Source organism: Bacteroidia bacterium (assembly GCA_033391075.1).
GTDB lineage: Bacteria > Bacteroidota > Bacteroidia > J057 > J057 > JAWPMV01.
In genome coordinates, this window is sequence record JAWPMV010000005.1 from 294,929 (window position 1) to 316,969 (window position 22,041).

A 22,041-nucleotide genomic window follows, 5' to 3' on the forward strand; every position below is an offset into this window, starting at 1 on the left:
ATATGTCTAAGCCCTTATGCCGGGACTACTACACACAAAAAAACTGCATCTGAAAGCTGCTATCCTTTCTTTTTTGGGAGGCTTGATATTGCTATCCTGCCAGCAAAAGTCATCCGCAAATCTTTCCTCTTCTGCTCTTCCCGAAGCAAACAGATTTCATTTTGAGGATTTAGTGAAGAATCTAAATGAACCCATGGAATTGGATTTCCTGCCAAATGGGAACATCCTTTTTATCGAAAGAAGGGGAATACTAAAATTATACGATCAGGCCACCAAGATCGTGCAGGTGGTAGGTGAAATTCCCGTCTATTACATCAATGAAAATGGCCTCCTGGGAATGGCGATAGATCCCGATTTTCAGGAAAACAATTGGATTTACTTTTTCTATACCGATCCTGTCCGTAAAAGCTTTCAGCAGATTTCCCGCTTTGATTTCCGTAATAACCAATTGCAAAATGAAAGCGAAAAGAAATTGCTGGATTTTTATATCGATGTGAAGAATTGCTGCCACTTTGGAGGAAGTATAGCTTTTGGCCCAAAAGGAAATTTATTCATCTCATCCGGAGATAATGTAGGCGGCAAAGACTATGCTCCTATTGACGAACGGCCCGGAAGATTTCTCCACGACTCCCAACGATCTTCAGGCAATGCCAATGACCTGAGAGGAGCAATTCTACGAATAAAGCCGGAAATAGATGGAAGCTATAGCATACCAAAAGGCAATCTCTTTCCTCCCGGAACCCCTGGGACCAGGCCAGAGATTTATGTTATGGGTGCTCGAAATCCCTTGAAAATTGATGTCGATCAGGAAACAGGATGGCTATATTGGGGAGATGTAGGCCCAAATCCCGGATGGAAGTACAAAGAATGGGGCCCTCCGAGTTATGAAGAAGTGAATCAGGCTCAGCAAGCCGGTAATTATGGTTGGCCTTACTTGATGGGGGACAATCAGGCATTCAAAGATGTGGATTTCGCTTCTATGGAAGCAACTGATTTCTTCGATCCGAAACAATTAGTCAATAATTCCCCCAATAATACCGGCATCCAAGAACTTCCTCCTGCACAAAAAGCTTTGATCTGGTATCCGAACACCACTTCAGACAGCTTTCCACTCGTGGGAACAGGGGGAGGAACTATCTGTGCTGGACCTGTCTATCATTTTGAGGAGCAATTGGAATCTGCAGGAAAATGGCCGGCTTACTTTGATAAAAAGCTCTTCATATTTGAATGGATGAGAAGTTGGGTATTGGCTGTAGAACTAGATGAAGAGGGCGACTACAAAGGCATGGAGAATCCCTTCGAAGGCAATCCTTTTAAAAAGCCCATAGATATAGGATTCGGACCGGATGGAGCCATGTATGTCCTGGATTACGGCAGCAATTGGTATGCACATAATCCGGATGCCCGTTTAACAAAAATCAGCTATCAATATGGCAATCGATCTCCAAAAGCGATTATAGAAAGTAGCGAGCAGGAAATAGGCAGTTTTACCGAAATTCAATTTTCAGCCCTCAAATCCTCTGATCCGGATCTAGGAGATCAGTTAAGTTATCAATGGTTTTTTGAGGGGAAAGAAATTCCAGCTCAAGATGTCGAAATAAGCTATGCTTTTAACAAAGTGGGGATTCAAGAGGTAATGCTTGTAGTAAAGGATAAATCAGGTCTTTCCGATACAGCCTACCACAAAATTGCCGTCGGCAATGAGCCTCCAAAAATACAGATTGAACTCGAAGGAAATCAAAGTTTCTACCAACCAAATCAAAGCCTTGCTTATGAGGTTTGGGTGGAAGATGCAGAAGACGGAAAGAGCAGAAATGCTTCTATTCCTGAAAACAAAATTCAAGTAAACTTAAAACATCTGCCAAATACTACGAATCTGGCAGCTATCAGAACTACCGAATCTATCTCCTCTTCCAGTCTTTCTTTTTTACAGGGCAAAGAATTGATGGAAGGAAGTGATTGTTTTGCCTGCCATGCCATGCAGGATACATCTGTAGGTCCATCTTTTCAACAAATTTCTCAACGATATAAGTTGACAGATAAAGAGAAATTGGCCCATAAACTCCTGGAGGGAGGTTCTGGTGTCTGGGGCGAAAAATTGATGCCCGCACATCCTCAACATACTGCCTCAGAAGCAGCCTCTATGATTTCCTATATACTTGCACTGACCGAAGAAGGGGATGAAGGCAAAAAACTGGAAGCCAAAGGCAGGATTCCAGATAAAGATCTTGCATCAGATAAACTCCTGATTCTTACAGGCAGTTATACGGATCAGGGTGCAAATGATCAGCCTTCTATCCAAAGAGAAGAAAGGAAAATCCTGCTTCCCAGCTTACTGCCAGCCGTTAGCTATGATTACTCAAAACGAATCAAAGCAAAACCCTATAATGAAGCCGGAGATCTTTATGCAGAAGTAGCTCTCAATGGCTGTTACATCGGCTATCAGAATATAGACCTGAAAGGGGTAAAGCGTATTCGAGTTAAAATCAGGAGTACCTCCGATTGGGTAGAGGTAGAACTCAGGCAAAAGAGTCCAGAAGGAAAACTCCTCAATAAAAAGCGCAAGGAACTGGGTTTCAAAGAAAATAAATGGGCCCCTTACAAGGAGGAGGATTGGTTTTACATTGAGCTGGACATTCCGTCCGGGGTGGGCATGAATGACCTTTATTTTGTATTCAATTCCAGCAAACTGACTTCCGAATTTATTTATTATGATATCTGCCAGGTACACTCATTTGAATTTATCTTTTAACGCTCATGAGTTTCCTGTAAACCGAATCTATTATGCTTAGTCGAAGAAATTTTCTCAAAAATGGTAGCCTCACAACCCTTGGTCTTTCTACTAGCCTATCTTCCATGGCAACTATAGGCCAAAAGTTTGACAAAATCGATAAAGGTCCCAGCATAAAGAAGATCAGTGTATTTGCGGGCAGCGGTTCCTTTTACCGCTACATAGGCCCCAATTCTTATGACGAACGCCCAAAAGGTATCAGTGGACATAAAAGGCGAACCGTTTTAGTGGAGCTATCCGATGGAACCATAGGTATGGGAACGGTTGGATATCGTCCCTTTACAGAGGAGGTGCTAAAGGAAGTTAAAAACCTTATCGGAAAGGATGCCTTTGGATTCTACCAATGGAAAGATGAGAAGATTGTTGACTTGAGTCCTGCAACAGAAAAGTATTTTACGGATTCTATGTACTCCTGGGTAGAAAGTGCGATTCTGGATGCTATAGGAAAGAGCAAGCAATTGCCTGTCTATCGTTTGTTTGGGGAAAGTGTGAAAGAAGGTATAGATCCCTATGATGGAACCTTATACTTTGCAGATCTTGCCCAGAAGAGAGGAGTAGAAATCATCAGTCAATTGGGAAAACGTATCAAACAGGACGGATATCGAGCCATTAAGTTGAAAGTGGGAAGGCATGATAAATGGATGCCGGGAGAGGCCGGAGTTCAAAGGGACATAGACGCCTTCATCGCATTGCGAGAAGCGGTTGGCACCAATTTCAACCTGATGACAGATGCCAACAATGGCTATAAGAATAAGATCGATTGGGCCCTGAAATTTTTGAAAGCTTGTGCGCCTTATGATATGTATTTCATGGAAGAGTTGATTCCTGATGATACCGAACAGTATCGAAAACTGATCGAGGCTTTACATGCAGAGAGTTTACACATTCCCATTGCAGATGGAGAGAATGTATGGCATACCGATATGATGGATGTCTTTCATGATTATTGCGAATCTGGCGTGTATAGCTTTATTCAACCGGATATCCCGACCTGCGGCTTCACCAATCTACTTCGCATTGCTCGTATGGCTGAAAAATATCCCCATGTCAAAGTGATCCCGCATGTCTGGCAGAGTCAGATGGGCCTACTTATGAGCAATCATATCGCAAAGATTCAGGCCAATATTCCTTTTGTAGAAGATTCCCGCTATAACGAACATGTGATGCTGGCTCCGGGATATTCTTTTCAGGAAGGACAGTGGTTTGTACCGGAAGAAGCAGGTTGGGGTGTTTATCTGGCACCCGGCTATGAAGAATTTATCGAAGAAGAAGCTGTCGTTTTAGAATAATCAGAGGAGGAAAAGAATGAGGCTAAAACGAAACCCTTTGCGAAAGCAAGAGTAAAGCTCTATATAGCACATAAGCAATCATGAAACACAAGGATCTAATAAGTAGATGGCCATATCAAAAAAAGGAAGCAGAAAAATCACGGTAGCAAATACAGACTACCTCTACAAAGTCTCTAAACTCAAAAAGAAATCTGATTGGAGGGAGCAGCAAAATGAGTTGGACGAAACATTTATGAAATATGCCTCCTATTATGGACTGGGGAAAGTAAAAGATGCAACGATCAACCTGGTAGTTCAATCAGCAGATTTGCCCCGCTCTCATTTATTTGTAAAGTTCCATACGCTTCAGGTAGCGGGCTTTATGGGGCCCGAGCAGATCCTGGAAATCAAACCTGCTTTAGTCGCTAAACTCATAGAAAAAGCCCTGAAAGAGGGCTGGAGAGCAAAGCAAAAAGGGGATCATCGATTCACTTTGGCCCAAAAATGGCAGGAAAACAAAAAGCCGGTCATTCTCCAACTGCCGCAAATGAATAAAGAAGCGGGCACTTATGAAAATCTGGAAAAACCCATAGAGATCGATCTCGGAGAGTGATTTCGGCAATCAAATCTTCCCTTTTACCCTTAAACCTAATAATATCCTTATCTTCAGAAAGGGCAGGGAAAAACCAACACCCACATGAATAAAAATATAAACCTGGCCGTCCTCATTGACGGCGATAATATACCTTCCGCATATGTAAAAGAGATGATGGAAGAAATTGCTAAATATGGCAATCCCACCATCAAGCGCATTTACGGAGACTGGACAAAACCCGGCTTAAATAAATGGAAAAAACTTCTCCTCGAGAATGCCATTACTCCCATTCAACAATACGCCTACACAACTGGAAAGAATGCAACCGACTCAGCCATGATCATCGATGCTATGGACATCCTCTATAGCAATAAAGTGAATGGCTTCTGCCTCGTTTCCAGCGATAGTGACTTTACCCGCCTGGCAACTCGCCTACGAGAAGCCGGTATGTTGGTCATTGGGATCGGAGAAAAGAAAACCCCCAATCCCTTCATAGTAGCCTGTGATAGATTTATCTATATAGAAATCCTGAAAGATGAGGAGGAAGAAGAAGAAAAGGTCGAAAAGAAAAAGGAAAAGCCGACTTTCGACAAAATTACCCGCAAAGAAATCAGACTGATATCCTCCAGCATCAATGCCCTTTCGGATGATGACGGTTGGGCTTTTCTTGGAGATGTCGGGAGTTTGCTACAGAAAAAGCAGCCCAATTTCGACTCCAGAAATTATGGTTTCGAAAAGCTCACTCCTCTGATCAAATCCATCGGAAGATTTGAAATCGACCAAAGAGAGAGTGGGAAAAGTAAGTATAAGTTGATCTATGTGAGGAATAAGAAATCAGGAAAGCGGAACTAAGCCTATTCCATGAAAGAACAGCTGACTTATCTAATTTTCCTCTCTCTCTTTTTTTGGGCATGTCAAGGAGACGGGGAAAGCCTAAGTCATACGAATCCTTATCTGGCTAGTGAATTGCCTACTTATGAACCTCTGGATCTTGGTTTAATACAAATTCCTGAGGACATGCTTGTCCATCGAGGAGTCTTTTCCCCGGACCTGAGTCATTTCTACTATACCCTATCCCCTAGAGATTTTAGTCAGTTTGATATGTATGTGATAGATAAAAAAGGGAGCAGATGGAGTAAAGGGAGAAAGGCTTCCTTCAATTCCGACTTTTCCGATCACGGCATGAGTTTTTCGGCAGATGGGAATAGTCTTTATTTTAGTTCGACTCGCCCACTAGATGAAGAAGACATTCCAAATACCTGGCATATCTGGAAATCTGAACGAATGGGGGAAAGCTGGGGGGAAGCCCAGTATATCGACATTCCGAATTTACGGGATAAACTCCTCTCACATCCCAGCATAGGAAATTCAGGCAGGCTATATTTCCATGCCAGCAATCTGGACTATTCTGACATGAATCTCCATTATGCCGACATCCTGGATGGAAAATATCAAGCGGCTGTAAAGCTGGACATTCCCGGCTTGGGAGATTTACAAAGTTGTACGCCCTATATTAGTCCTAAAGAAGATCTCCTCATCTTCGCTGCTATTTCAAATCAGCTTGATCTCATGATCACACATAAGAAAGCTGATGGGAGCTGGACAAAAGCCAGAAAATTTAATACTAAAATCAATACAAAAGGCCAGGGCAATCCCTACCTCAGTCCAGATCAAAAATACCTCTTCTATGCTGCAGAAGAAGATAGTTCTTCAAATTGGTCCATCAAGTGGGTACATATTGAATCAGAATTGAAAAAAGACTAAACTGGAAGTCAAAAGCTAATAGTTCGATGCTCATAGACTCTTTACATAGCAGGCTTCAACTTCAAAAAGGCGAACATTTTCTCGAACAGGCTAAGCTCTGCACACGTATCGGTCGCCTGACCAAAGGGGTTATGCGGGGCTACGTACTGGATGCGGATGGAAATGAAATAACTACCCATTTCTACAAAGAAGGAGATATGATCATAGCGAGCTATATCCCCAATGTGCCTACTTCCATGAGCTTGCAAGCATTGGAGGATTGTGAATTGTCCACAGCTGATTATGCGACTGTAATGGATTTGGTGAATAAGAATCCGGAGATCACCGCTATCATCACAAAGACTTTTGAGCAGTTAAATGCCCAGCTCCAATCTCGTCTGGTTTCTCTACTTAACCTCAACTCCCTGGAAAAATACCAGCTCTTTCTTAAAGAATATCCCCAACTCATCAATCGTATCCCGCATTACTATGTCGCCAATTTCCTCGGCATCACCCCTACCCAATTGAGTCGGGCCCGTAAAAAATTAGCAGAAAAAAACTGACTAAGGATATGGAATTACTCAGCTGAAGAGATCAAATAATAAGAAAACCAATAAAAACGCATAATCATGAAAGTACTACTGTCAATTACCTTCCTGCTACACTGCTTCCTTTGCCTTTCTCAAAATTCTATCTCCGGCCTTACATTCAATAAAAGACATGTGGATGCGGTGGATAAATGGGTAGCCTTTCCCGATAAAGATATAGATTCAGTGTTTTATTGTGGCTTTATTTATATTGATCAACAAGCGGGATTCACCTATCAAATGGGAAGTAAATTTGCCATCAATAAGTCCGGGGAATTCCTGCTTGAAGCAGAAGATTCAACCGTAAATATAAAGGTCAGACTAGAACCTGAATGGAAAAACATCGCCATTATCCCGGACGAACGTTTGGCTGAAATGGGTTTACCCAAGGTTCCAGATTGGTTGAAATTCTACAAAGAAGATGAGGGCAAGGTATCCTATTTAAAAGATATCGGTTGGCATTACAATCACATGGGTGCTTGCGAACATGCCCTTATCCCTTTATTAACTGCTTACGAAAAGGAACCTCATTACAAAGGCCTGGAATTTGAAATCGGTTTTGCCTACAATGCCCTGCAAGCTTTCGCAGAGGCAAAAGAAGTCCTGGAAAAGGCCTATAAGCATGATCCCAAAGATCCTTTTATCCTGCGGGAATTAGGCTATACCTATAAAGGTTTGGGGGAAATTGATAAAGCCGAAAAGATCTATACAGATGGCATGAAGAAATCAAAAAATGATTTCGAAAAAAGTGAAATGGCCCTCAACATGGCGCAGGTATATTTTCAGCTAAAAAACCGAAAGAAATTTGACAAATGGGCAAAGTTGACTCGTAAGTATGCGGAAGAAGGTTCCACCTATGCCCAGTATATTGATTATTACGAAGCCCAGTGGGAGAAATAATATGAAGAAATTTAGCCTGCTTATCCTTGCATGTATCATTTCCCTACAAGCCTTTGCTAAGCTTGATACAGACCCAAAAGAAGAAGGAGCTTTTCCCTTCAGGATATTCTTCCTGAGTATGAAGATCAAATCTCATGCTATAGTTGAAGACCGACTCATCGGGAGAAGTGCGAAAAAGTCAAAGCAATACATTCGAGCGCAGAACCTTGGGGAACTGGCCTCGGATAAAAAACTGATCAAATACTGTGAGTCAAAAAGTCCTACGCTACGCGCATATTCTTATGCCCTACTTTGTAAAAGAAAGGATTCTCACTTGCTTGAAATTTTAAGTGAACATCAGACTGATAGCGTTTGCGTCGAGACTTTTGGAGGGTGTATATCGAGTTCGATGAGTGTTTTTGAATATATGTTTTACCATTTCGAGGAATTAGTTGAGGACGGGGAATATCAGTTGTCCTCTGAGGAGCAAATAATCTTCACCAAGCTTGAGGATGTTTATTACGAAATAGAATGTGTTGAATAAGGCTTATTCTTAACGTAATTTCCCATATGCTCCTCACCTACTTCCTACTTAGCAGCTTCCTCTGGCTGATAGGCTATTTCCACAATGGTCGACTGGTCCGTCCTAAATGGAAAGTTCCTGGCAAATTTCTCTTCTATGTAGGTATCTCTACTTTGCTGGCCTATTTCTTTCAGCACTATGCCCTCATTTTCATCATCCTACATCCACTCATCGGCCTCTATTTCCATACTAAAATCTGCCGAGAGCACGACATCAATTGGTGGACCTGCCAACCCGAAGAGAAATACCTCGAAATACAGGAAAGATGGGCAAAAGGAGATTTTGGGAAGAAAGCTGAATGATTTTCCTTCCTTTTTTGTAGCAATTTTTAAAAAGTATCAAAAACCTCCTATTTCCCGAAATAAATACCAATCTTAGGAAGAACCATAAACCCTAGACCTAAAATCATGGAACTTGCTATCAAAATTATCATCGGACTCGTAGCTCTCCTACACCTCTATTTTCTATACTTTGAAATGTTTGCCTGGGAGACGAGGGGACCTAAAGTATTCAGAGGGTTTCCCAAACACCTTTTTGGAGAAACCAAAGCCCTGGCAGCCAATCAGGGTTTGTACAATGGATTTCTTTCCGCGGGCTTGATCTGGACCTTTTTCATCGAAAATGTCGAATGGAGTCAAAACATTGCGCTCTTCTTTCTGGGATGCGTGAGTGTGGCGGGAATTTATGGTGCGCTTACAGCCGATAAAAAGATATTCTTTGTGCAGGCAGTTCCGGCTTTGCTAGGCATTGGCTTGATTTTGCTAAGCTAAGTCGCAGCCAAAACTCATTGAGATGCGTATATTTATTGTCATTAGCTTAGCAAGCCATTGCTTTGCTACAAAAACCATGAAATCGCAATCTTTTGGAGTATATCATTCATGCATATTCGACTGCTCTATTTTCTAGCTGGATCAATATCGAACAACTGGGTATCTTATTTGATGCTGGCGATGGCTTGAGTGCAGGGCTTTTACAAAAAGCGCACAAGATCAAACATGTCTTCATCAGTCATCCGGATAGAGATCATCTGGGAGGACTACTTCAATTCAACCAGCTCAATGCCCGTCCAGGTTTCCCTGTCATCTATTATCCCAAAGATGCTGGATCATTCCCGGCTTTGAGGGATTTTCAGAATAAATTTGATCCTCATGTTCAATTGGCCAAATGGGAAGCCATTATTGATGGAAGCGAAATTCAGATCAAAAAGCAGCTACACGTAAAGGCCATTCGGAATGAACATATTGCCTGTGATCCGGGAATACACAAAAGCCTGGGTTTTAAAGTCTTTGAATCTCGGAGAAAACTGAAAAAAGAATTCCAGGGCTTAGGTGAGCAGGAAATTAAAGAGATTGTTCTGAAAAAAGGAAGGGAATTTCTCACTCATGAACTGAAAAGAAATGTCATTTCCTATTCCGGAGATACGCCCGTAGATAATTATGAGAAATGGGATAAATCTGAAATTCTGATTCATGAAGCTACTTTCCTCAAACCAGAGAAAGATGATGCGATTGAATCCAAGGGCAATAAACATAGTCGGATTGATGAAGTGTTTAAAATGGTATCGGAAATTGAAGTTGGAAGCTTGATCTTAAGTCATTTTTCCAGTCGATATTCAAAAGAACAAATTCAAGCCTCCATCCGGCAGATGTGCAAAAACTTTCAAATTAAAATACCGGTTTATGCCATTTACCCTGGACAAATCCATCGAGACCTATTAAAGGGAGAAGCACTTAATGCCTGAATTCCTTATTTTTCCTTTTAGCAAATCAGCCATACACACAACTATAAAAATCATACATGAAAAAGATTCCAATCAAAGCATTATCCGCCATTATTATTAGCCTCCTGTCTCTGGGGTTCATAGGGGAGACAAATCGATCAGAAGCAGTCGAACTGAGATGGAAATTAAAAGAAGGCGACACCCTTACTTATGAAACCAGCATGGTGGAGATGGATTCATCCACCTTTAACTTTAACATTGATGAAATATTTGGAAATGCTTCTGATAGTAGCGATTCTGAAGCCAATGAATTTTTCGAAAAATTTAAGAATTTTTATACCAACACAAATATCATAACTCGCCTGACCCACTCTCAACATTTCGAAGATGTCTTAGCTATAGAAATGCTCGCTATCCCCAAGAAAAAAGTAACAGAAAAGGAGGAGGAAAAAGATCAATTTATGAATGCAATGTTGAGAGGGACTATGCTGCGCGGTTCTGTTCACCCCTCTGGTGAATTACATAGCTTTTGGGTCCAGTCTAAACAGAAAAACCTTATTTCCATTTTCTTCGAGTTACCCCCAGGAAAAGTAAGTGCAGGTGATAGCTGGAGCCTAAATAATGTAAACCTGATAGGAAATGATCAAAATTTCGTCTGTGAAGAAGCAAATAAATCCAATCAGGTACGTTTACGTGAAATTAAGTCTGTTGAAGGTGAATCAATTGCTGTTCTGGATTATGACATCCTGGAATATGTATCTGGTCAGTTCAACTCACCTTTTGGGGCAAAAAACAAGGGCAAAAAGACGATCATGAAATTTGTATACAAAGCACAGGCAGAATTTTCGATCGACAAGGGAAAATGGATCTCTTATCAAGGCATTATGTCACTCGATGTTCAGGGCATCATGAACTCCAAACAAAGACAAAAATTTGCCCTGGTAGAAAAATAAAAACGCCCCTGGATTATGAACCAAAACATCCCTACTCCCCGCGGAACTTTCAACATTAAAGCTTATGGTGATCCCAAAAATCCAGCCCTGATCCTGATTCATGGTTGGCCTCAAACCTCATATTGTTGGCACCACATGACTCCCTGGTTCAAGGAGTTTTATGTGATTGCTCCTGATCTTAGGGGAATGGGCGATAGCAATCGAGAATTAGACATCAAAGCCTATGCGAAAGATGAAATGGCTCGGGATATATTTGCCATAGTCGATGAATTGGGTATAGATACATTCTTTTTGGGCGGGCATGACTGGGGAGGTGCTATTGTGCAGGAAATGGCTTTTCTGCATCCGGAAAGAATCAAAAAGTTGATTGTCATAAATATGGTCCTTATCAACAATGAGACCGGACAAAATAAGGCAGCAGAGATTTTGGTCAAGCATCTCTTCCGTTCATCCTGGTACCAGTTTTTTATGAGCATCAAAGAATTTCCAGAGGCTTTATTGGCGGGAAAAGAAGAGATCTGGGTTCGCTTTTTCAGTAGGGGAATCAGTAATCCTGTGCCTGAGGATGCCATTGAAGAATACATTCGCTGCTACAAAATCCCCCATACGATCACCACAGCCGCTAACATTTATCGGATGCTCCCCAAAGACCGGGAAAGATGGGAGGCTTTCAAAGGCAAAGTCATCGACATTCCCACAAAAATTATCCATGGTATACTAGACCCGGTGATTATCAAGGAATATGTCATCGGAGTTGAGGAAGTCTACTCCCAGGTCGAAGTTGATCGTTTAAAAGGAGGACATTTTATCTGTGACGAACAGCCGGAAGCAGTGGCCAATTCCATCAAAGCCTTCTTGCTATGAAAGAGCAAGAAAATCTTTCCGGATGTCTCTGGGCAATTGGTCTCATATTATTTATTCCATTCATTCTCTTTATGATTCCCTACATCATGCAGGATTGGAAAATCTACCAAAGCAGAACAACTATCAATAATGAGTTTCGATTGGAGTATGCAGAATCAGCAAGTAGCATTTCCCTCACCAATGGAAGTCAGATATTTGTGGGCAATGTAAAAGAAGCATATTGGAATAAGGATACTTTGCTTGTTTCAGGAAAACACGAGTGCTTCATGCTCATTTTTGGAAAAACTCATTATAGGGACCAAATGATCCCAAGCGGATGTTATTGGCTGTCCAAAAAGCTTAAAAGTGGATCCATTGAAAAGTATATAGCCAATCAAAAATAGATTTTTACTTAAATTTCTATAACCAACGACATAGCACCCATGAAAATAAACAGCTGCATACTCATCTTCTTCTCATTCCTTTATACCCAGGTTTTTAGCCAGGCTCTTAGCCATCAACCCAAAGAAAAATACCAAAATGAAGCCGGTAGGTTTAAGGTTGCTTTCCCTTCTCCCCCCGAAATTTCAAACAAGAAAGTCAAAACTGATTTAGGGGAATTAGTGTTTCACGTTTTTCAGGTGGAGCCTGAAACAGACGATAATGAGAAGTACGAAGTATCCTACCTGGATTATCCGGAAGGTTTTGCAGATAGTCTTTCGATACTGGACATTTATGAGGTATTCAATGCTTCCCAATCTAGCCTTGCAAGCTCGCCAGACATACAGTCTTTAGGAACTTTTGATCTCTACCTGCTGGGATACCCGGGCAGAGAATACAGGTGGCAATTTACTAAGGAAAATTACTTCAGGAGGTTGCGCTTTTTTATGGTAAAGGATCGATTATATCTTCTCTCTGTAAAAACTGCGCCTGACAATAATTTCAATAAAAGCATCAATCAATTTTTCAACTCCTTTGAATTGATCAACACCCCTAAGAAAGAAGGAGCGGCTCCCTTAAGTGATAAAGAATTAAACAATACCTTTTTCTCAATAGAATACCCAGGACCAACAGAAAGCAGAGAAATTCAGACGACCACAGAATACGGACAAACAAAACTTATATTTGAAGGCTACCAACCCAATCCCGGAGATGAACCCAATCTGGCGTATTTTACTTCTTTGATCCGTTACCCTATGGATATCACCAAGGTTGAGGGTTTTGACTTAGAGACCTATTATGAGAATGTAACTGCCAATTCCCTGAAGGCAACTCAATCTAGCCTAATCAACAGTAAAGAGATCATGCTGGAGGGAGTAAAAGGGGTGGAGACAAAACAAAACTTCAAAGAAGGCCAAATCATCATTACGACTCGAATCTTTTTGATAAAAGATCATCAAATTTCCCTACAGGTAATGAGTTTGCGTGGACAAGATGGAAATGAAAAAATGATGAAATTCATAGATTCCCTAAAATTGCTTAAGAAATAAGGCTGATTTTCTCTCCCTTCATTTAATTTTCAAAAAAAATCTATCCATTTGTAACGTTTCAAAAAAAGGCCGGTTTACCTCTTTACAAAAGCCAATAATTACGCACAAGATTGAATAAGCAATCAGACAACGAGATCATGCTACGAGTAAAAGCTGGTGAAATAGCCCAGCTGGGCATACTCTATGAGCGATACAAAAAGAGGATCTTTGGATTTTTTTATCATATGAATGGCGACAAAACCCAAAGTGAAGATTTAGTTCAAAATGTGTTCGTTCGAGTCTTGTCCTACAAGCATAGCTATAAATCTCAAAGCAGTTTTACTTCCTGGATTTTTCAGATTGCGAGGAATGTGAATTATGATGCTTTTGGATCACGCAAAAAGAACCTGAGTTCGACAGATTCCCTGCAAAAAGTGGAGAAATATGCCCATCCCGAAGACATTCATGCTCAGATAGTCCTGGGAGAAGATTTATCCACCTTGCGGATAGCCTTGAATAAGCTGAGTGTAGAGAAAAGAGAATTCCTGGTTTTGAGCAAACTCAAAGGACTTCGCTACAAAGAGATCGCGGACATTATGGAATGTACAGAAGGAAATGCCCGAACCAAAGTACACCGGGCTTTGCACGAACTCAAAGATATTTTTCATCAATTGGAAACAAGATAGACATGCAGCATCAGGATTTCATAGACATGCAAATGGATTATCTCAGCGGGAATCTGCAAGAGGAGCAAAGGGATGATTTCGAGCAATATTTACATACTCATCCAGCAGCTGTAAAAGAAATAAATGCGCTCAAACAAAGCTGGGAGAGATTACATGTATTGCAAACTCCAGAGCCCAGTAAAAGTATGGACCAGAATTTCTACGCCTTTTTGGATCAGGAAGTAGATAAGCAAAAAGCCGAAAAGCCTACTTTCTGGGGAAGATTGAACGAATATCTTTTCGAACGCAAGATGAGTGTATCCATGGGGCAACTGGCTTTTGCGATCTCCTTGCTGCTGATCGGTATCATGCTGGGTTCAAGAATGCAGAAGGGAAATACTCCTCTTCAGCAAGCCGAGGCAATAAATGGGAGTGAAGTGGAAGAGTTGAGGACCCAATTGGTAATGTCATTGATCGAACAACCCTCTGCAAGTAAAAGATTACAAGCAGTAAATGAGGCAAACAAATTGAGTGAAATTACAGGACGTATTATCCAGGCTTTACTCAAAACCCTCAACAATGATCCCAATGCAAATGTACGCCTGGCAGCTCTGGAGTCTTTGGTTCAATATATAGACTTGCCGGAAGTTCGTGAAGGCCTCGCTACCTCCATTACTCATCAGGATTCTCCCCTTGTTCAGATTGCATTGGCAGATTTGATGGTGCGTTTACAGGAATCCGGATCTATAGAGGAAATGAAAAAACTCTTACAAAGACCAGAAATTGATAAAACAGTAAAACAAAAAATAGAAGAATCAATTCTTCAGATCTGATTGATTCTCACCTTATTTCATTCATTCAATACACATCATTATGAATTTATCACGATTGGTGGTACTACTACTTAGTACCGCATTGAGTCTCCCTGTCTTTGCTCAGGAGTCAAAAGAAGAAATCAAAAAGGAATTGCGTTTTGGCAGCTCCTCCTCGGATAACCATCTTACCGTCCAGAATATCAATGGCTCTATCAGTATTGAAGGCTATAGCGGAAGTAGTATCCAGGTAAGTGCGACCAAAACTATCAAAGGAGAGAACGGAGATGCCCTCAATAAAGGCAAAGAAGACGTTCAGCTACGATTCGCTGAAAAAGGGAATAAAGTTTTCGTTTATCTTGAAACTCCTATGAATCAGTATGATGTCGAAAAGGGAAAATACAAGGATTGGGACGATAAGAATCGCAAGTATAAGCGACCGGACTATCAGTACCTGCTTGATATTACGATCAGGGTACCTCGTTCTAGCAGTTTGAAAGTAAATACCATGAATGATGGTGACATATTGATCAAGGATGTGCAAGCCAAAGATTTGCATGTAGGCAACCTCAATGGTGCCATCAATATGGAAAATGTAGCTGGTAAGACCTATGTCAATGCTTTAAACAAAGACATCAACATTAGCTATGCCAGCAATCCCACAGAAGAGTCCGTATTTAAATCCCTAAATGGAGACATCAACATTCAACTTGCCTCCAGCCTGAATGCAGATGTTAGCTTCAAAAGCTTGAATGGGGATTTCTATACCAATATGGAAGCTACGGTGGTTCCACAGAAGATGTCTCAGACTCGAGACAGCAGTGGAAAAACGAAATATAAAATTAGCAAAAACGAGTCCTTTAGATTGGGTTCTGGCGGAGTAAAATATCGCTTCGATTTGCTAAATGGAGACGTAATGCTTAAAAAGTAATAGAATGAAAGATCTAGATAAAAACGTAAAGAGATTACTACTCGTACTGGCAGTTTTGTTCTTCTGCAATCCCGGTTTCGGCCAGAATATAGATGGGGAGACTTTTAGCCTCGAGCTCAGCAATCCCAACAGTCCAGGCAAATTGGAATTCCAAAATACAAATGGCGGGATTTCCATAGTCGGACACGATAAAGCCACCATAGAAATTTTTGCTAAGAGAAGGGAAAAAAGAAAAGCTCCCAAGACACGGGAAGGCATGAAAAGCATTAGCAATAATAATCTTGAGTATTCGGTTGAAGAGATAAAAAACACGGTGCTTATCAGAACCTGGAATAGTGGAACCGTCGATTTCGAGATTAAAGTGCCCAGAAAGTTTTCCCTTAATATTAAAACTGTCAATAGGGGAAATATTTATGTCGAGAAGGTAAGTGGAGAGTTTGAAGTCAGCAATGTAAATGGATCCATTACGATGAAGGATGTATCCGGCTCAGTTATCGCGGATGCATTGAATAAAGATATAATCGTCAACTTCATCTCCATCAATAACAGTCCTATGGCTTTCTCAAACTTTAATGGAGATATAGAGGTAAGTTTTCCCGGAAGTTTACAAGCTGAAGTGAAGGCAAAATCTCAAACGGGCGAAATTTACACTGACTTTGACATGAAAATAAAAGCAGCCGATCCTACCATCAGCAAAAAAGAGGCGAATGGTGCCTATAAGGTGACTCGGGACGAATGGGTCAGGGGAAGCATAAATGGAGGAGGAGCTGAGATTGTGTTTCAAACCCACAATGGCGATATCCTCATTCGCAATAAAGATAAATAGTATGCTCATAGCGGCAGAGCGTGTTCATCCAGTTTTCACTCTCTGCCCTTTTCTCTTTCCTTAGTTCTCATTCCCTTCCATCCATTTTGTATTTCAAGCATCAAGAATCAGCATTTCCAAAATGCCTGAATCGAATTCCTATCTCTAATCCTAAAGCTTCAATTATCAAAAAATAAGTATGAAAAATATAGCCTTTCTTTTTTTGCTCCTCCCCTATTTCTCCTTAAGTATTTTTAGTCAAGATGCTCAGGAAATAAAGGACGAAGAACGTTTCACTTCCGTCTATCCTCAGGAAAAATACCTGGCTGATCTGGATGAATTTGCAAAGAGCTTGACCGAGACTCATCCACAAGCTTATGAATTTATGAGCAAAGAAGATTTCTGGAAATCTGTTTCGGAAAAGAAAAATTCTATCAGCTCTAAAACGACCCTAAGCGAATTCATTTGGATGTGCAGTGAGCTCATTGCGAATCTGGGATGTAGTCATAGCAATTTGGGCTTTTTCAATCAGGAATTTCATTTACTGCCTGATTCGTTGAGATTTCCCATTGATAGTCGTTTTATAGGGGAAAGTTGTTTCATCACAGATCCTCTGGTAAATGCAGATAGAGTAAGTATAGGAGAGGAAATCATTTCGATAAATGGACTCAGTATAGCAGAGATCAAGGCCGGAATTTTCAAACATATTTCTTCAGATGGATACAATCCTCAAAGAAAAAAGGGCATGCTCAATGTAGAATTTAACTCCTACCTCTCTTATTTTCTGGGATTTCCAGCTTCATACAGCATTGTACTTAAAGGCAAAAAAGCGCCTATCCAGCTTAGAGCCTTGAAGAAATACAATTTCAATCCCAGGAATGCCTATGATTCGGGTTGTAAGGACAGATTATGTGCAGAAATTTCAGAAAAAGAGAATACCGCTCAACTGACAATCCGCAGTTTTTATTTTGGAGATAAAGTACAAGCCTATTACAGTTTCATTGACAGTGTATTTGAGGTTATGAATACAAAGCAAATCCAGCATTTGATTGTCGATGTACGAGGCAATGGAGGTGGCCCTAGCTTTACCGCTTCCCATTTACTCAAGTATTTGGCAGAAAAACCTTTCACCTATTTCAGCAAAGAAACGCGCTATGAAGAGGCATTCAACTTACCTATGGAGCCTTATGAAAATGCTTATAAAGGGAAGATCTATGTCTTAATGGATGAAGGCTGTGGATCCACCACCGGACATTTTCTCTCCCTGCTTGAAGATCAGCAAATCGGAACATTGGTAGGGACAGAATCGGGAAGTACATTTAGCTGCAATGATAATAGCCAAAATTTCAAGCTTACTCATACGGGTATATCATATAGAGTGGCCAGGAACACTTTTACAACAACTGCACAGGGTTTAGCCAAAAACAGAGGCATTTTGCCGGATCATCCGGTTGAGCAAACACTCAAAGATTTTCTAAACAATCGGGATACAGCTCTTGAATTCACCCAGGCATTGATAAAAGAAGGCAGGGATTAGTAAAAAAGGTCAGGAATAAGAGGCTTGGGAGTCCCCCTGTTTTTTAGGATATCTGGTGCAAACGGAAAACTTACTTTTCCCTTCTTTGCATTCCCATCTATGTGGATAAAAATTCGATTTATTTTGCGGAAAGCATATGTATATTCGGCATCAAATACATGTCGTCTAAAAATCATGAGAGTCTTTTCACTTAGCCTAATCTTTTTCCTTTCCTCATTCTGTCTTTCCGCTCAAAATTCAGATAACAATCTCCCCCTAAGATTCCTTTTCGAAGGAGCCCTTGAATTTGGTGGAGAACCCGTTGCAGAGGTTCTATTTACCAATGGAGATACACAGTCCGTAAATGCCGGACAAGGAGGCTCAATCAGAGTCGGTGGAGAATTTAGCGTCCCGAAACTCGAGCAATTGCGCTTTCGTGCATCTGCCGGAATCAAATACGTAACTACCGCTGCTGATAATGTTAACATTCGTTTGACACGAATCCCCATTCATCTCACCGCAAACTGGATGATCACAGATGATATTCGTTTGGGGGTCGGTCTGGTCAGTCACCAAAATATCAACTTTAAAGCAGATGGCATTGGAGATGATCTCCGCTTTAATGCGGCCAATGGACCCATTTTTGAAATTGCCTGGAAGGGAGTTGGGATAAACTTTACGTTGATGGAATACAGGGATAATATGGGTGAAACTTATTCTGCTAATGCGATAGGAGTTACTTTTTCCGGAGTTTTGCCAAAAAGATAGAAAATCAATTTACTGCTGTTTGGGATATCCGGTGATTAGTACTAATTTATCTGTACACACAATTTTTTTCGCCATGCCCTATTTAAATGACTGGTCGGAATACGCCGGATACCAGAACCACATCAAAGGATTAAAACTCAAACATTTCGCTCCTAATGAACTTCTGGGTTCGATAGGGAAAGTGAGAAATGGGATCACCAATGAAGGGCCACCTCCTGCGGTTTGGGGCAATATCGTTCCCACTGTAATTATCCTGGATCAATTGAGAGCAGAAATGGGAGCACCAATTCGCATCAATTCCTGCTATCGTTTCCCTGCTTACAATTCGGTAGTACCAGGCAGTTCGAAAAAAAGCATGCACATTACCTTTAGAGCCTTAGATTTTCAGGTAAGAACCAGCACACCTAAAGATAGCCTCATCAAGGCCACCAATATTCTGAAATCATGGAGAGCTGATAAAAACAAATGGTTTGAAAGTCCTGTACCGATCAATTTCCATAGAGTTCTGGACAATGAAAAATTTGAAAAACCTCTTCAGACAAAATCTGAAAATGGGAAGCACTATTTCCGTTTCTCAGGAGGAATAGGCCTGTATAATACCTTTACCCATTTTGATACAAGAGGCTATGATGCAGATTGGGATAAGCGAACGAAATCCCGCAGTCTCGCAGAGCCTGTATTCGATTGGGATGAAGTAATCGAGTACGGAGAGTAAATAAATTTTAACGTTCATAGAAGGATTTCTTTTCCTTTCCGCGTCAATAGGATTCATACCACGATCTAAACCTATTGACTTATGAACAAATCTTTCCTGTTCTGCCTATTTCTACTCACTCCATTTTTAAGTTTCAGCCAGTCTTTTTATGATGAAGCTGTCATTCAGAGCATAGAAATTACCTTTGCGCAAAGCAATTGGGATGCACTCCTTGATGCCGAAAAAGCGGGGAATGATGGCTATATCATGGCACTATCTGTCTCTATCAATGGGACGGTATTTGATAGTGTAGGAGTAAAGTATAAAGGCAACAGTACGTATAATGCCAATCAAACTAAAAATCCTTTTCATATCGAATTGGATACCTATAAGGAACAAGACTACCAGGGCTATAAGGATATAAAACTTAGCAATGGAGATAAAGATCCTTCTTTCATCCGCGAAGCCCTTTCCTATAAAATCCTGCGAAATTACATGGACGCTCCCCTGGCCAATTTCAGCCATGTCTATGTAAATTCTAGCTACCTCGGGCTCTACACCAATGTAGAAGCCATTACAAAAACCTTTGTCAGTGATCGCTTTGGCTCAAAATCAAATGCTTTTTTCAAATGTAATCCTCCTGCAGGAGCAGGCCCTGGTACCAGTACTTACCCAAATCTTGTCTATCTGGGAACAGATAGTAGCCAGTATTATAGTCGCTATGAATTGAAATCTGAGGGAGGATGGAACGAACTCATCGACTTTTGTGACACCCTGCAAAATGAGATTGCGAGCATCGAAAATATCCTGGACGTTGACAGAGCTCTTTGGATGCTGGCTTTCGATAATGTACTGGTAAATCTGGACAGTTATATAGGCAGCTTTGCCCAGAATTATTATCTCTATCGCGATGATTATGGGAGATTTTTGCCAGTGGTTTGGGATCTTAACGAATCCTTTGGCAGATTTTCTATGACGGGTACAGGAAGTTTAAATACCACCCTGGCTAAACAGCAGATGAGCCACCTCCTGAATCAAAGCAGTTCCTCTTTTCCTTTAGTCAGCAAACTCCTCAGCGTACCCAAATACAAAAAGATTTATCTCGCCCATTTTAAGACTTTATTACTGGAAAATTTTGGGAGCAATGGGCCCTATATTCAAGCTGCCCAAAGCCTTCGAACAACGATAGATGCGGCGGTGCAGGCAGATCCTAATAAGTTTTTCACCTATGCCGATTTTATCAATAACCTTAATTCAGATATCACAAGCGGAGGTGGTGGCCCGGGGGGAAGAGCCTCTACGCCTGGAATTACCAATTTGATGAATGCTAGGTATAGCTATCTAACAGCTCTTTCAGATTTTACCGCTACTGAACCTTCCATTTCAAATATCAGCCTTTCTAGCCCAAATCCTCTGCTGAATGAAATCCTAAGTGTCACTGCTGAAGTGATAAATGAAGAATCAGTCTTCCTCAGATACAGGACTGCTATTCAAGGTCCCTTTACAGAAGTCCAAATGTTTGATGATGGCCTTCACAATGATGGCTCGGCAAATGACAATATCTATGGAGCGGAATTGACCATAAATAGCACCCAAACCAGCTATTATATTTATGCAGAAAATAGCAGCATAGCGAAATTCTCTCCAACCAATGCAGAACATGAATTCTATACGATCTTCGCCAGTTCAGAAACCGTAGGTGATCTTGTGATCAATGAGTTTATGGCCTCCAATGACAATGCGGTTGCGGATCAGGATGGAGAATATGATGACTGGATCGAGCTCTATAATAAAGGGACGGAAGCTCTTGATATTGGAAACTATCACCTGAGCGATGATGGCGATGAACTGGATAAATTCACATTTCCTTCCGGAACAATCATTCAAGCCAATGAATACATAACGGTTTGGGCAGATGAAGATAGCAGCCAGGCGGGTTATCATGCCGATTTTAAAATTTCCGCAGGAGGAGAAGGACTTTATTTAAGTGATGGAGCTTTGGGCATCCTGGATTCTCTCATATTTTCTGATCAGGAAACAGATGTTTCCTTTGGGCGCTATCCCAATGGAACAGGAGCCTTCCAAACTATGCCTCACAGTTTTGGATCGGAGAATATGCTGACTACCGGCATTTTCAGCTTTGAAGAAGGAGAGGAATCCTTACGGCTTTATCCAAATCCTGCGAGTTCATCCTTCACGCTGGAATTGGGAGAAACGGCTTTTGAGGAAAGCGAAATCAAAGTCTTTGATGTAAATGCCCAACTCATTTATAAGGGTACTATGCTACAATCTACTCAGATAAATAGTAGCAATTGGACTGCGGGCATATATGTCGTCATAGTAGGAACATACAGCAAGAAGTTGATCAAATACTAAGTATAAAGACTTACTTATTCAAGCTTAATGAGCCTGGGTTTCA

Annotated in this window: 23 protein-coding genes; all 23 read left to right on the forward strand. The window is 41.0% G+C overall.

What is annotated here, in order from left to right; genetic code table 11:
• Nucleotides 1-16: 16 nt before the first annotated feature.
• The gene (locus tag R8P61_36895) at nucleotides 17-2,752 is read left to right on the forward strand and encodes a PQQ-dependent sugar dehydrogenase (protein ID MDW3652715.1); all 2,736 of its coding nucleotides are present in this window, start codon (nucleotides 17-19) and stop codon (nucleotides 2,750-2,752) included.
• A 32-nt stretch (nucleotides 2,753-2,784) separates the two neighbouring features.
• Complete coding sequence (locus R8P61_36900; protein MDW3652716.1) at nucleotides 2,785-4,080, forward strand: mandelate racemase/muconate lactonizing enzyme family protein; 1,296 nt, start codon at nucleotides 2,785-2,787, stop codon at nucleotides 4,078-4,080.
• Between the two features lie 106 nt (nucleotides 4,081-4,186).
• A complete protein-coding gene (locus R8P61_36905; protein ID MDW3652717.1) occupies nucleotides 4,187-4,672 on the forward strand; it encodes a hypothetical protein in 486 nt (161 codons plus the stop codon).
• Between the two features lie 84 nt (nucleotides 4,673-4,756).
• Nucleotides 4,757-5,506, forward strand: coding sequence for an NYN domain-containing protein (locus R8P61_36910; GenBank protein ID MDW3652718.1), 750 nt, complete (start codon nucleotides 4,757-4,759; stop codon nucleotides 5,504-5,506).
• Nucleotides 5,507-5,515: 9 nt separating this feature from the next.
• Nucleotides 5,516-6,418: a hypothetical protein gene (locus R8P61_36915; GenBank protein MDW3652719.1), complete on the forward strand. Its 903-nt coding sequence runs from the start codon at nucleotides 5,516-5,518 to the stop codon at nucleotides 6,416-6,418.
• A gap of 26 nt (nucleotides 6,419-6,444) precedes the next feature.
• Nucleotides 6,445-6,960 carry a Crp/Fnr family transcriptional regulator gene (locus R8P61_36920; GenBank protein ID MDW3652720.1) on the forward strand — a complete coding sequence of 172 codons (516 nt, stop codon included), beginning with the start codon at nucleotides 6,445-6,447 and terminating at the stop codon, nucleotides 6,958-6,960.
• A gap of 66 nt (nucleotides 6,961-7,026) precedes the next feature.
• Complete coding sequence (locus R8P61_36925; protein ID MDW3652721.1) at nucleotides 7,027-7,884, forward strand: tetratricopeptide repeat protein; 858 nt, start codon at nucleotides 7,027-7,029, stop codon at nucleotides 7,882-7,884.
• A gap of 1 nt (nucleotide 7,885) precedes the next feature.
• Nucleotides 7,886-8,407: a hypothetical protein gene (locus tag R8P61_36930; protein MDW3652722.1), complete on the forward strand. Its 522-nt coding sequence runs from the start codon at nucleotides 7,886-7,888 to the stop codon at nucleotides 8,405-8,407.
• A gap of 26 nt (nucleotides 8,408-8,433) precedes the next feature.
• The gene (locus tag R8P61_36935; protein MDW3652723.1) at nucleotides 8,434-8,748 is read left to right on the forward strand and encodes a hypothetical protein; all 315 of its coding nucleotides are present in this window, start codon (nucleotides 8,434-8,436) and stop codon (nucleotides 8,746-8,748) included.
• Between the two features lie 105 nt (nucleotides 8,749-8,853).
• Nucleotides 8,854-9,216: a DUF1304 domain-containing protein gene (locus tag R8P61_36940; protein ID MDW3652724.1), complete on the forward strand. Its 363-nt coding sequence runs from the start codon at nucleotides 8,854-8,856 to the stop codon at nucleotides 9,214-9,216.
• A 92-nt stretch (nucleotides 9,217-9,308) separates the two neighbouring features.
• A complete protein-coding gene (locus tag R8P61_36945; protein MDW3652725.1) occupies nucleotides 9,309-10,187 on the forward strand; it encodes an MBL fold metallo-hydrolase in 879 nt (292 codons plus the stop codon).
• A gap of 56 nt (nucleotides 10,188-10,243) precedes the next feature.
• A complete protein-coding gene (locus R8P61_36950; protein ID MDW3652726.1) occupies nucleotides 10,244-11,119 on the forward strand; it encodes a hypothetical protein in 876 nt (291 codons plus the stop codon).
• A 15-nt stretch (nucleotides 11,120-11,134) separates the two neighbouring features.
• Nucleotides 11,135-11,983, forward strand: a complete 849-nt coding sequence (locus R8P61_36955; GenBank protein ID MDW3652727.1) for an alpha/beta hydrolase — start codon at nucleotides 11,135-11,137, stop codon at nucleotides 11,981-11,983.
• Entirely contained in the window at nucleotides 11,980-12,366 is a 387-nt protein-coding gene (locus R8P61_36960; protein ID MDW3652728.1) for a hypothetical protein, read from the forward strand. The genes R8P61_36955 and R8P61_36960 overlap by 4 nt, the downstream gene beginning before the upstream one ends.
• A 39-nt stretch (nucleotides 12,367-12,405) precedes the next feature.
• Nucleotides 12,406-13,452, forward strand: coding sequence for a hypothetical protein (locus R8P61_36965; GenBank protein ID MDW3652729.1), 1,047 nt, complete (start codon nucleotides 12,406-12,408; stop codon nucleotides 13,450-13,452).
• Between the two features lie 137 nt (nucleotides 13,453-13,589).
• On the forward strand, nucleotides 13,590-14,117 hold the full coding sequence (locus R8P61_36970; protein ID MDW3652730.1) for an RNA polymerase sigma factor: 528 nt from the start codon (nucleotides 13,590-13,592) through the stop codon (nucleotides 14,115-14,117).
• 2 nt (nucleotides 14,118-14,119) lie between these two features.
• Entirely contained in the window at nucleotides 14,120-14,929 is an 810-nt protein-coding gene (locus R8P61_36975) for a HEAT repeat domain-containing protein (protein ID MDW3652731.1), read from the forward strand.
• A gap of 40 nt (nucleotides 14,930-14,969) precedes the next feature.
• Nucleotides 14,970-15,839 (forward strand): DUF4097 family beta strand repeat-containing protein, encoded by an 870-nt coding sequence (locus R8P61_36980; protein MDW3652732.1) that lies wholly within the window; start codon nucleotides 14,970-14,972, stop codon nucleotides 15,837-15,839.
• A 4-nt stretch (nucleotides 15,840-15,843) separates the two neighbouring features.
• Nucleotides 15,844-16,665: a hypothetical protein gene (locus R8P61_36985; protein MDW3652733.1), complete on the forward strand. Its 822-nt coding sequence runs from the start codon at nucleotides 15,844-15,846 to the stop codon at nucleotides 16,663-16,665.
• A 178-nt stretch (nucleotides 16,666-16,843) separates the two neighbouring features.
• On the forward strand, nucleotides 16,844-18,181 hold the full coding sequence (locus R8P61_36990) for a S41 family peptidase (protein MDW3652734.1): 1,338 nt from the start codon (nucleotides 16,844-16,846) through the stop codon (nucleotides 18,179-18,181).
• Between the two features lie 174 nt (nucleotides 18,182-18,355).
• Nucleotides 18,356-18,928 (forward strand): hypothetical protein, encoded by a 573-nt coding sequence (locus R8P61_36995; GenBank protein MDW3652735.1) that lies wholly within the window; start codon nucleotides 18,356-18,358, stop codon nucleotides 18,926-18,928.
• A 73-nt stretch (nucleotides 18,929-19,001) separates the two neighbouring features.
• Complete coding sequence (locus tag R8P61_37000; protein MDW3652736.1) at nucleotides 19,002-19,643, forward strand: D-Ala-D-Ala carboxypeptidase family metallohydrolase; 642 nt, start codon at nucleotides 19,002-19,004, stop codon at nucleotides 19,641-19,643.
• An 81-nt stretch (nucleotides 19,644-19,724) separates the two neighbouring features.
• The gene (locus R8P61_37005; GenBank protein ID MDW3652737.1) at nucleotides 19,725-21,998 is read left to right on the forward strand and encodes a CotH kinase family protein; all 2,274 of its coding nucleotides are present in this window, start codon (nucleotides 19,725-19,727) and stop codon (nucleotides 21,996-21,998) included.
• Nucleotides 21,999-22,041: the final 43 nt, after the last annotated feature.

Excerpts from the sequence above, each read along its gene's own strand:
- R8P61_36980 (MDW3652732.1), top strand. The coding sequence starts at position 14,970 with ATGAATTTATCACGATTGGTGGTACTACTACTTAGTACCGCATTGAGT.
- R8P61_36915 (MDW3652719.1), top strand. The coding sequence starts at position 5,516 with ATGAAAGAACAGCTGACTTATCTAATTTTCCTCTCTCTCTTTTTTTGG.
- R8P61_36940 (MDW3652724.1), top strand. The coding sequence starts at position 8,854 with ATGGAACTTGCTATCAAAATTATCATCGGACTCGTAGCTCTCCTACAC.
- R8P61_36905 (MDW3652717.1), top strand. The coding sequence starts at position 4,187 with ATGGCCATATCAAAAAAAGGAAGCAGAAAAATCACGGTAGCAAATACA.
- R8P61_36930 (MDW3652722.1), top strand. The coding sequence starts at position 7,886 with ATGAAGAAATTTAGCCTGCTTATCCTTGCATGTATCATTTCCCTACAA.
- R8P61_36995 (MDW3652735.1), top strand. The coding sequence starts at position 18,356 with ATGAGAGTCTTTTCACTTAGCCTAATCTTTTTCCTTTCCTCATTCTGT.
- R8P61_36900 (MDW3652716.1), top strand. The coding sequence starts at position 2,785 with ATGCTTAGTCGAAGAAATTTTCTCAAAAATGGTAGCCTCACAACCCTT.
- R8P61_36965 (MDW3652729.1), top strand. The coding sequence starts at position 12,406 with ATGAAAATAAACAGCTGCATACTCATCTTCTTCTCATTCCTTTATACC.
- R8P61_36920 (MDW3652720.1), top strand. The coding sequence starts at position 6,445 with ATGCTCATAGACTCTTTACATAGCAGGCTTCAACTTCAAAAAGGCGAA.
- R8P61_36925 (MDW3652721.1), top strand. The coding sequence starts at position 7,027 with ATGAAAGTACTACTGTCAATTACCTTCCTGCTACACTGCTTCCTTTGC.
- R8P61_36990 (MDW3652734.1), top strand. The coding sequence starts at position 16,844 with ATGAAAAATATAGCCTTTCTTTTTTTGCTCCTCCCCTATTTCTCCTTA.
- R8P61_37000 (MDW3652736.1), top strand. The coding sequence starts at position 19,002 with ATGCCCTATTTAAATGACTGGTCGGAATACGCCGGATACCAGAACCAC.
- R8P61_36960 (MDW3652728.1), top strand. The coding sequence starts at position 11,980 with ATGAAAGAGCAAGAAAATCTTTCCGGATGTCTCTGGGCAATTGGTCTC.
- R8P61_36955 (MDW3652727.1), top strand. The coding sequence starts at position 11,135 with ATGAACCAAAACATCCCTACTCCCCGCGGAACTTTCAACATTAAAGCT.
- R8P61_37005 (MDW3652737.1), top strand. The coding sequence starts at position 19,725 with ATGAACAAATCTTTCCTGTTCTGCCTATTTCTACTCACTCCATTTTTA.
- R8P61_36935 (MDW3652723.1), top strand. The coding sequence starts at position 8,434 with ATGCTCCTCACCTACTTCCTACTTAGCAGCTTCCTCTGGCTGATAGGC.
- R8P61_36970 (MDW3652730.1), top strand. The coding sequence starts at position 13,590 with ATGCTACGAGTAAAAGCTGGTGAAATAGCCCAGCTGGGCATACTCTAT.
- R8P61_36975 (MDW3652731.1), top strand. The coding sequence starts at position 14,120 with ATGCAGCATCAGGATTTCATAGACATGCAAATGGATTATCTCAGCGGG.
- R8P61_36910 (MDW3652718.1), top strand. The coding sequence starts at position 4,757 with ATGAATAAAAATATAAACCTGGCCGTCCTCATTGACGGCGATAATATA.
- R8P61_36895 (MDW3652715.1), top strand. The coding sequence starts at position 17 with ATGCCGGGACTACTACACACAAAAAAACTGCATCTGAAAGCTGCTATC.
- R8P61_36985 (MDW3652733.1), top strand. The coding sequence starts at position 15,844 with ATGAAAGATCTAGATAAAAACGTAAAGAGATTACTACTCGTACTGGCA.
- R8P61_36950 (MDW3652726.1), top strand. The coding sequence starts at position 10,244 with ATGAAAAAGATTCCAATCAAAGCATTATCCGCCATTATTATTAGCCTC.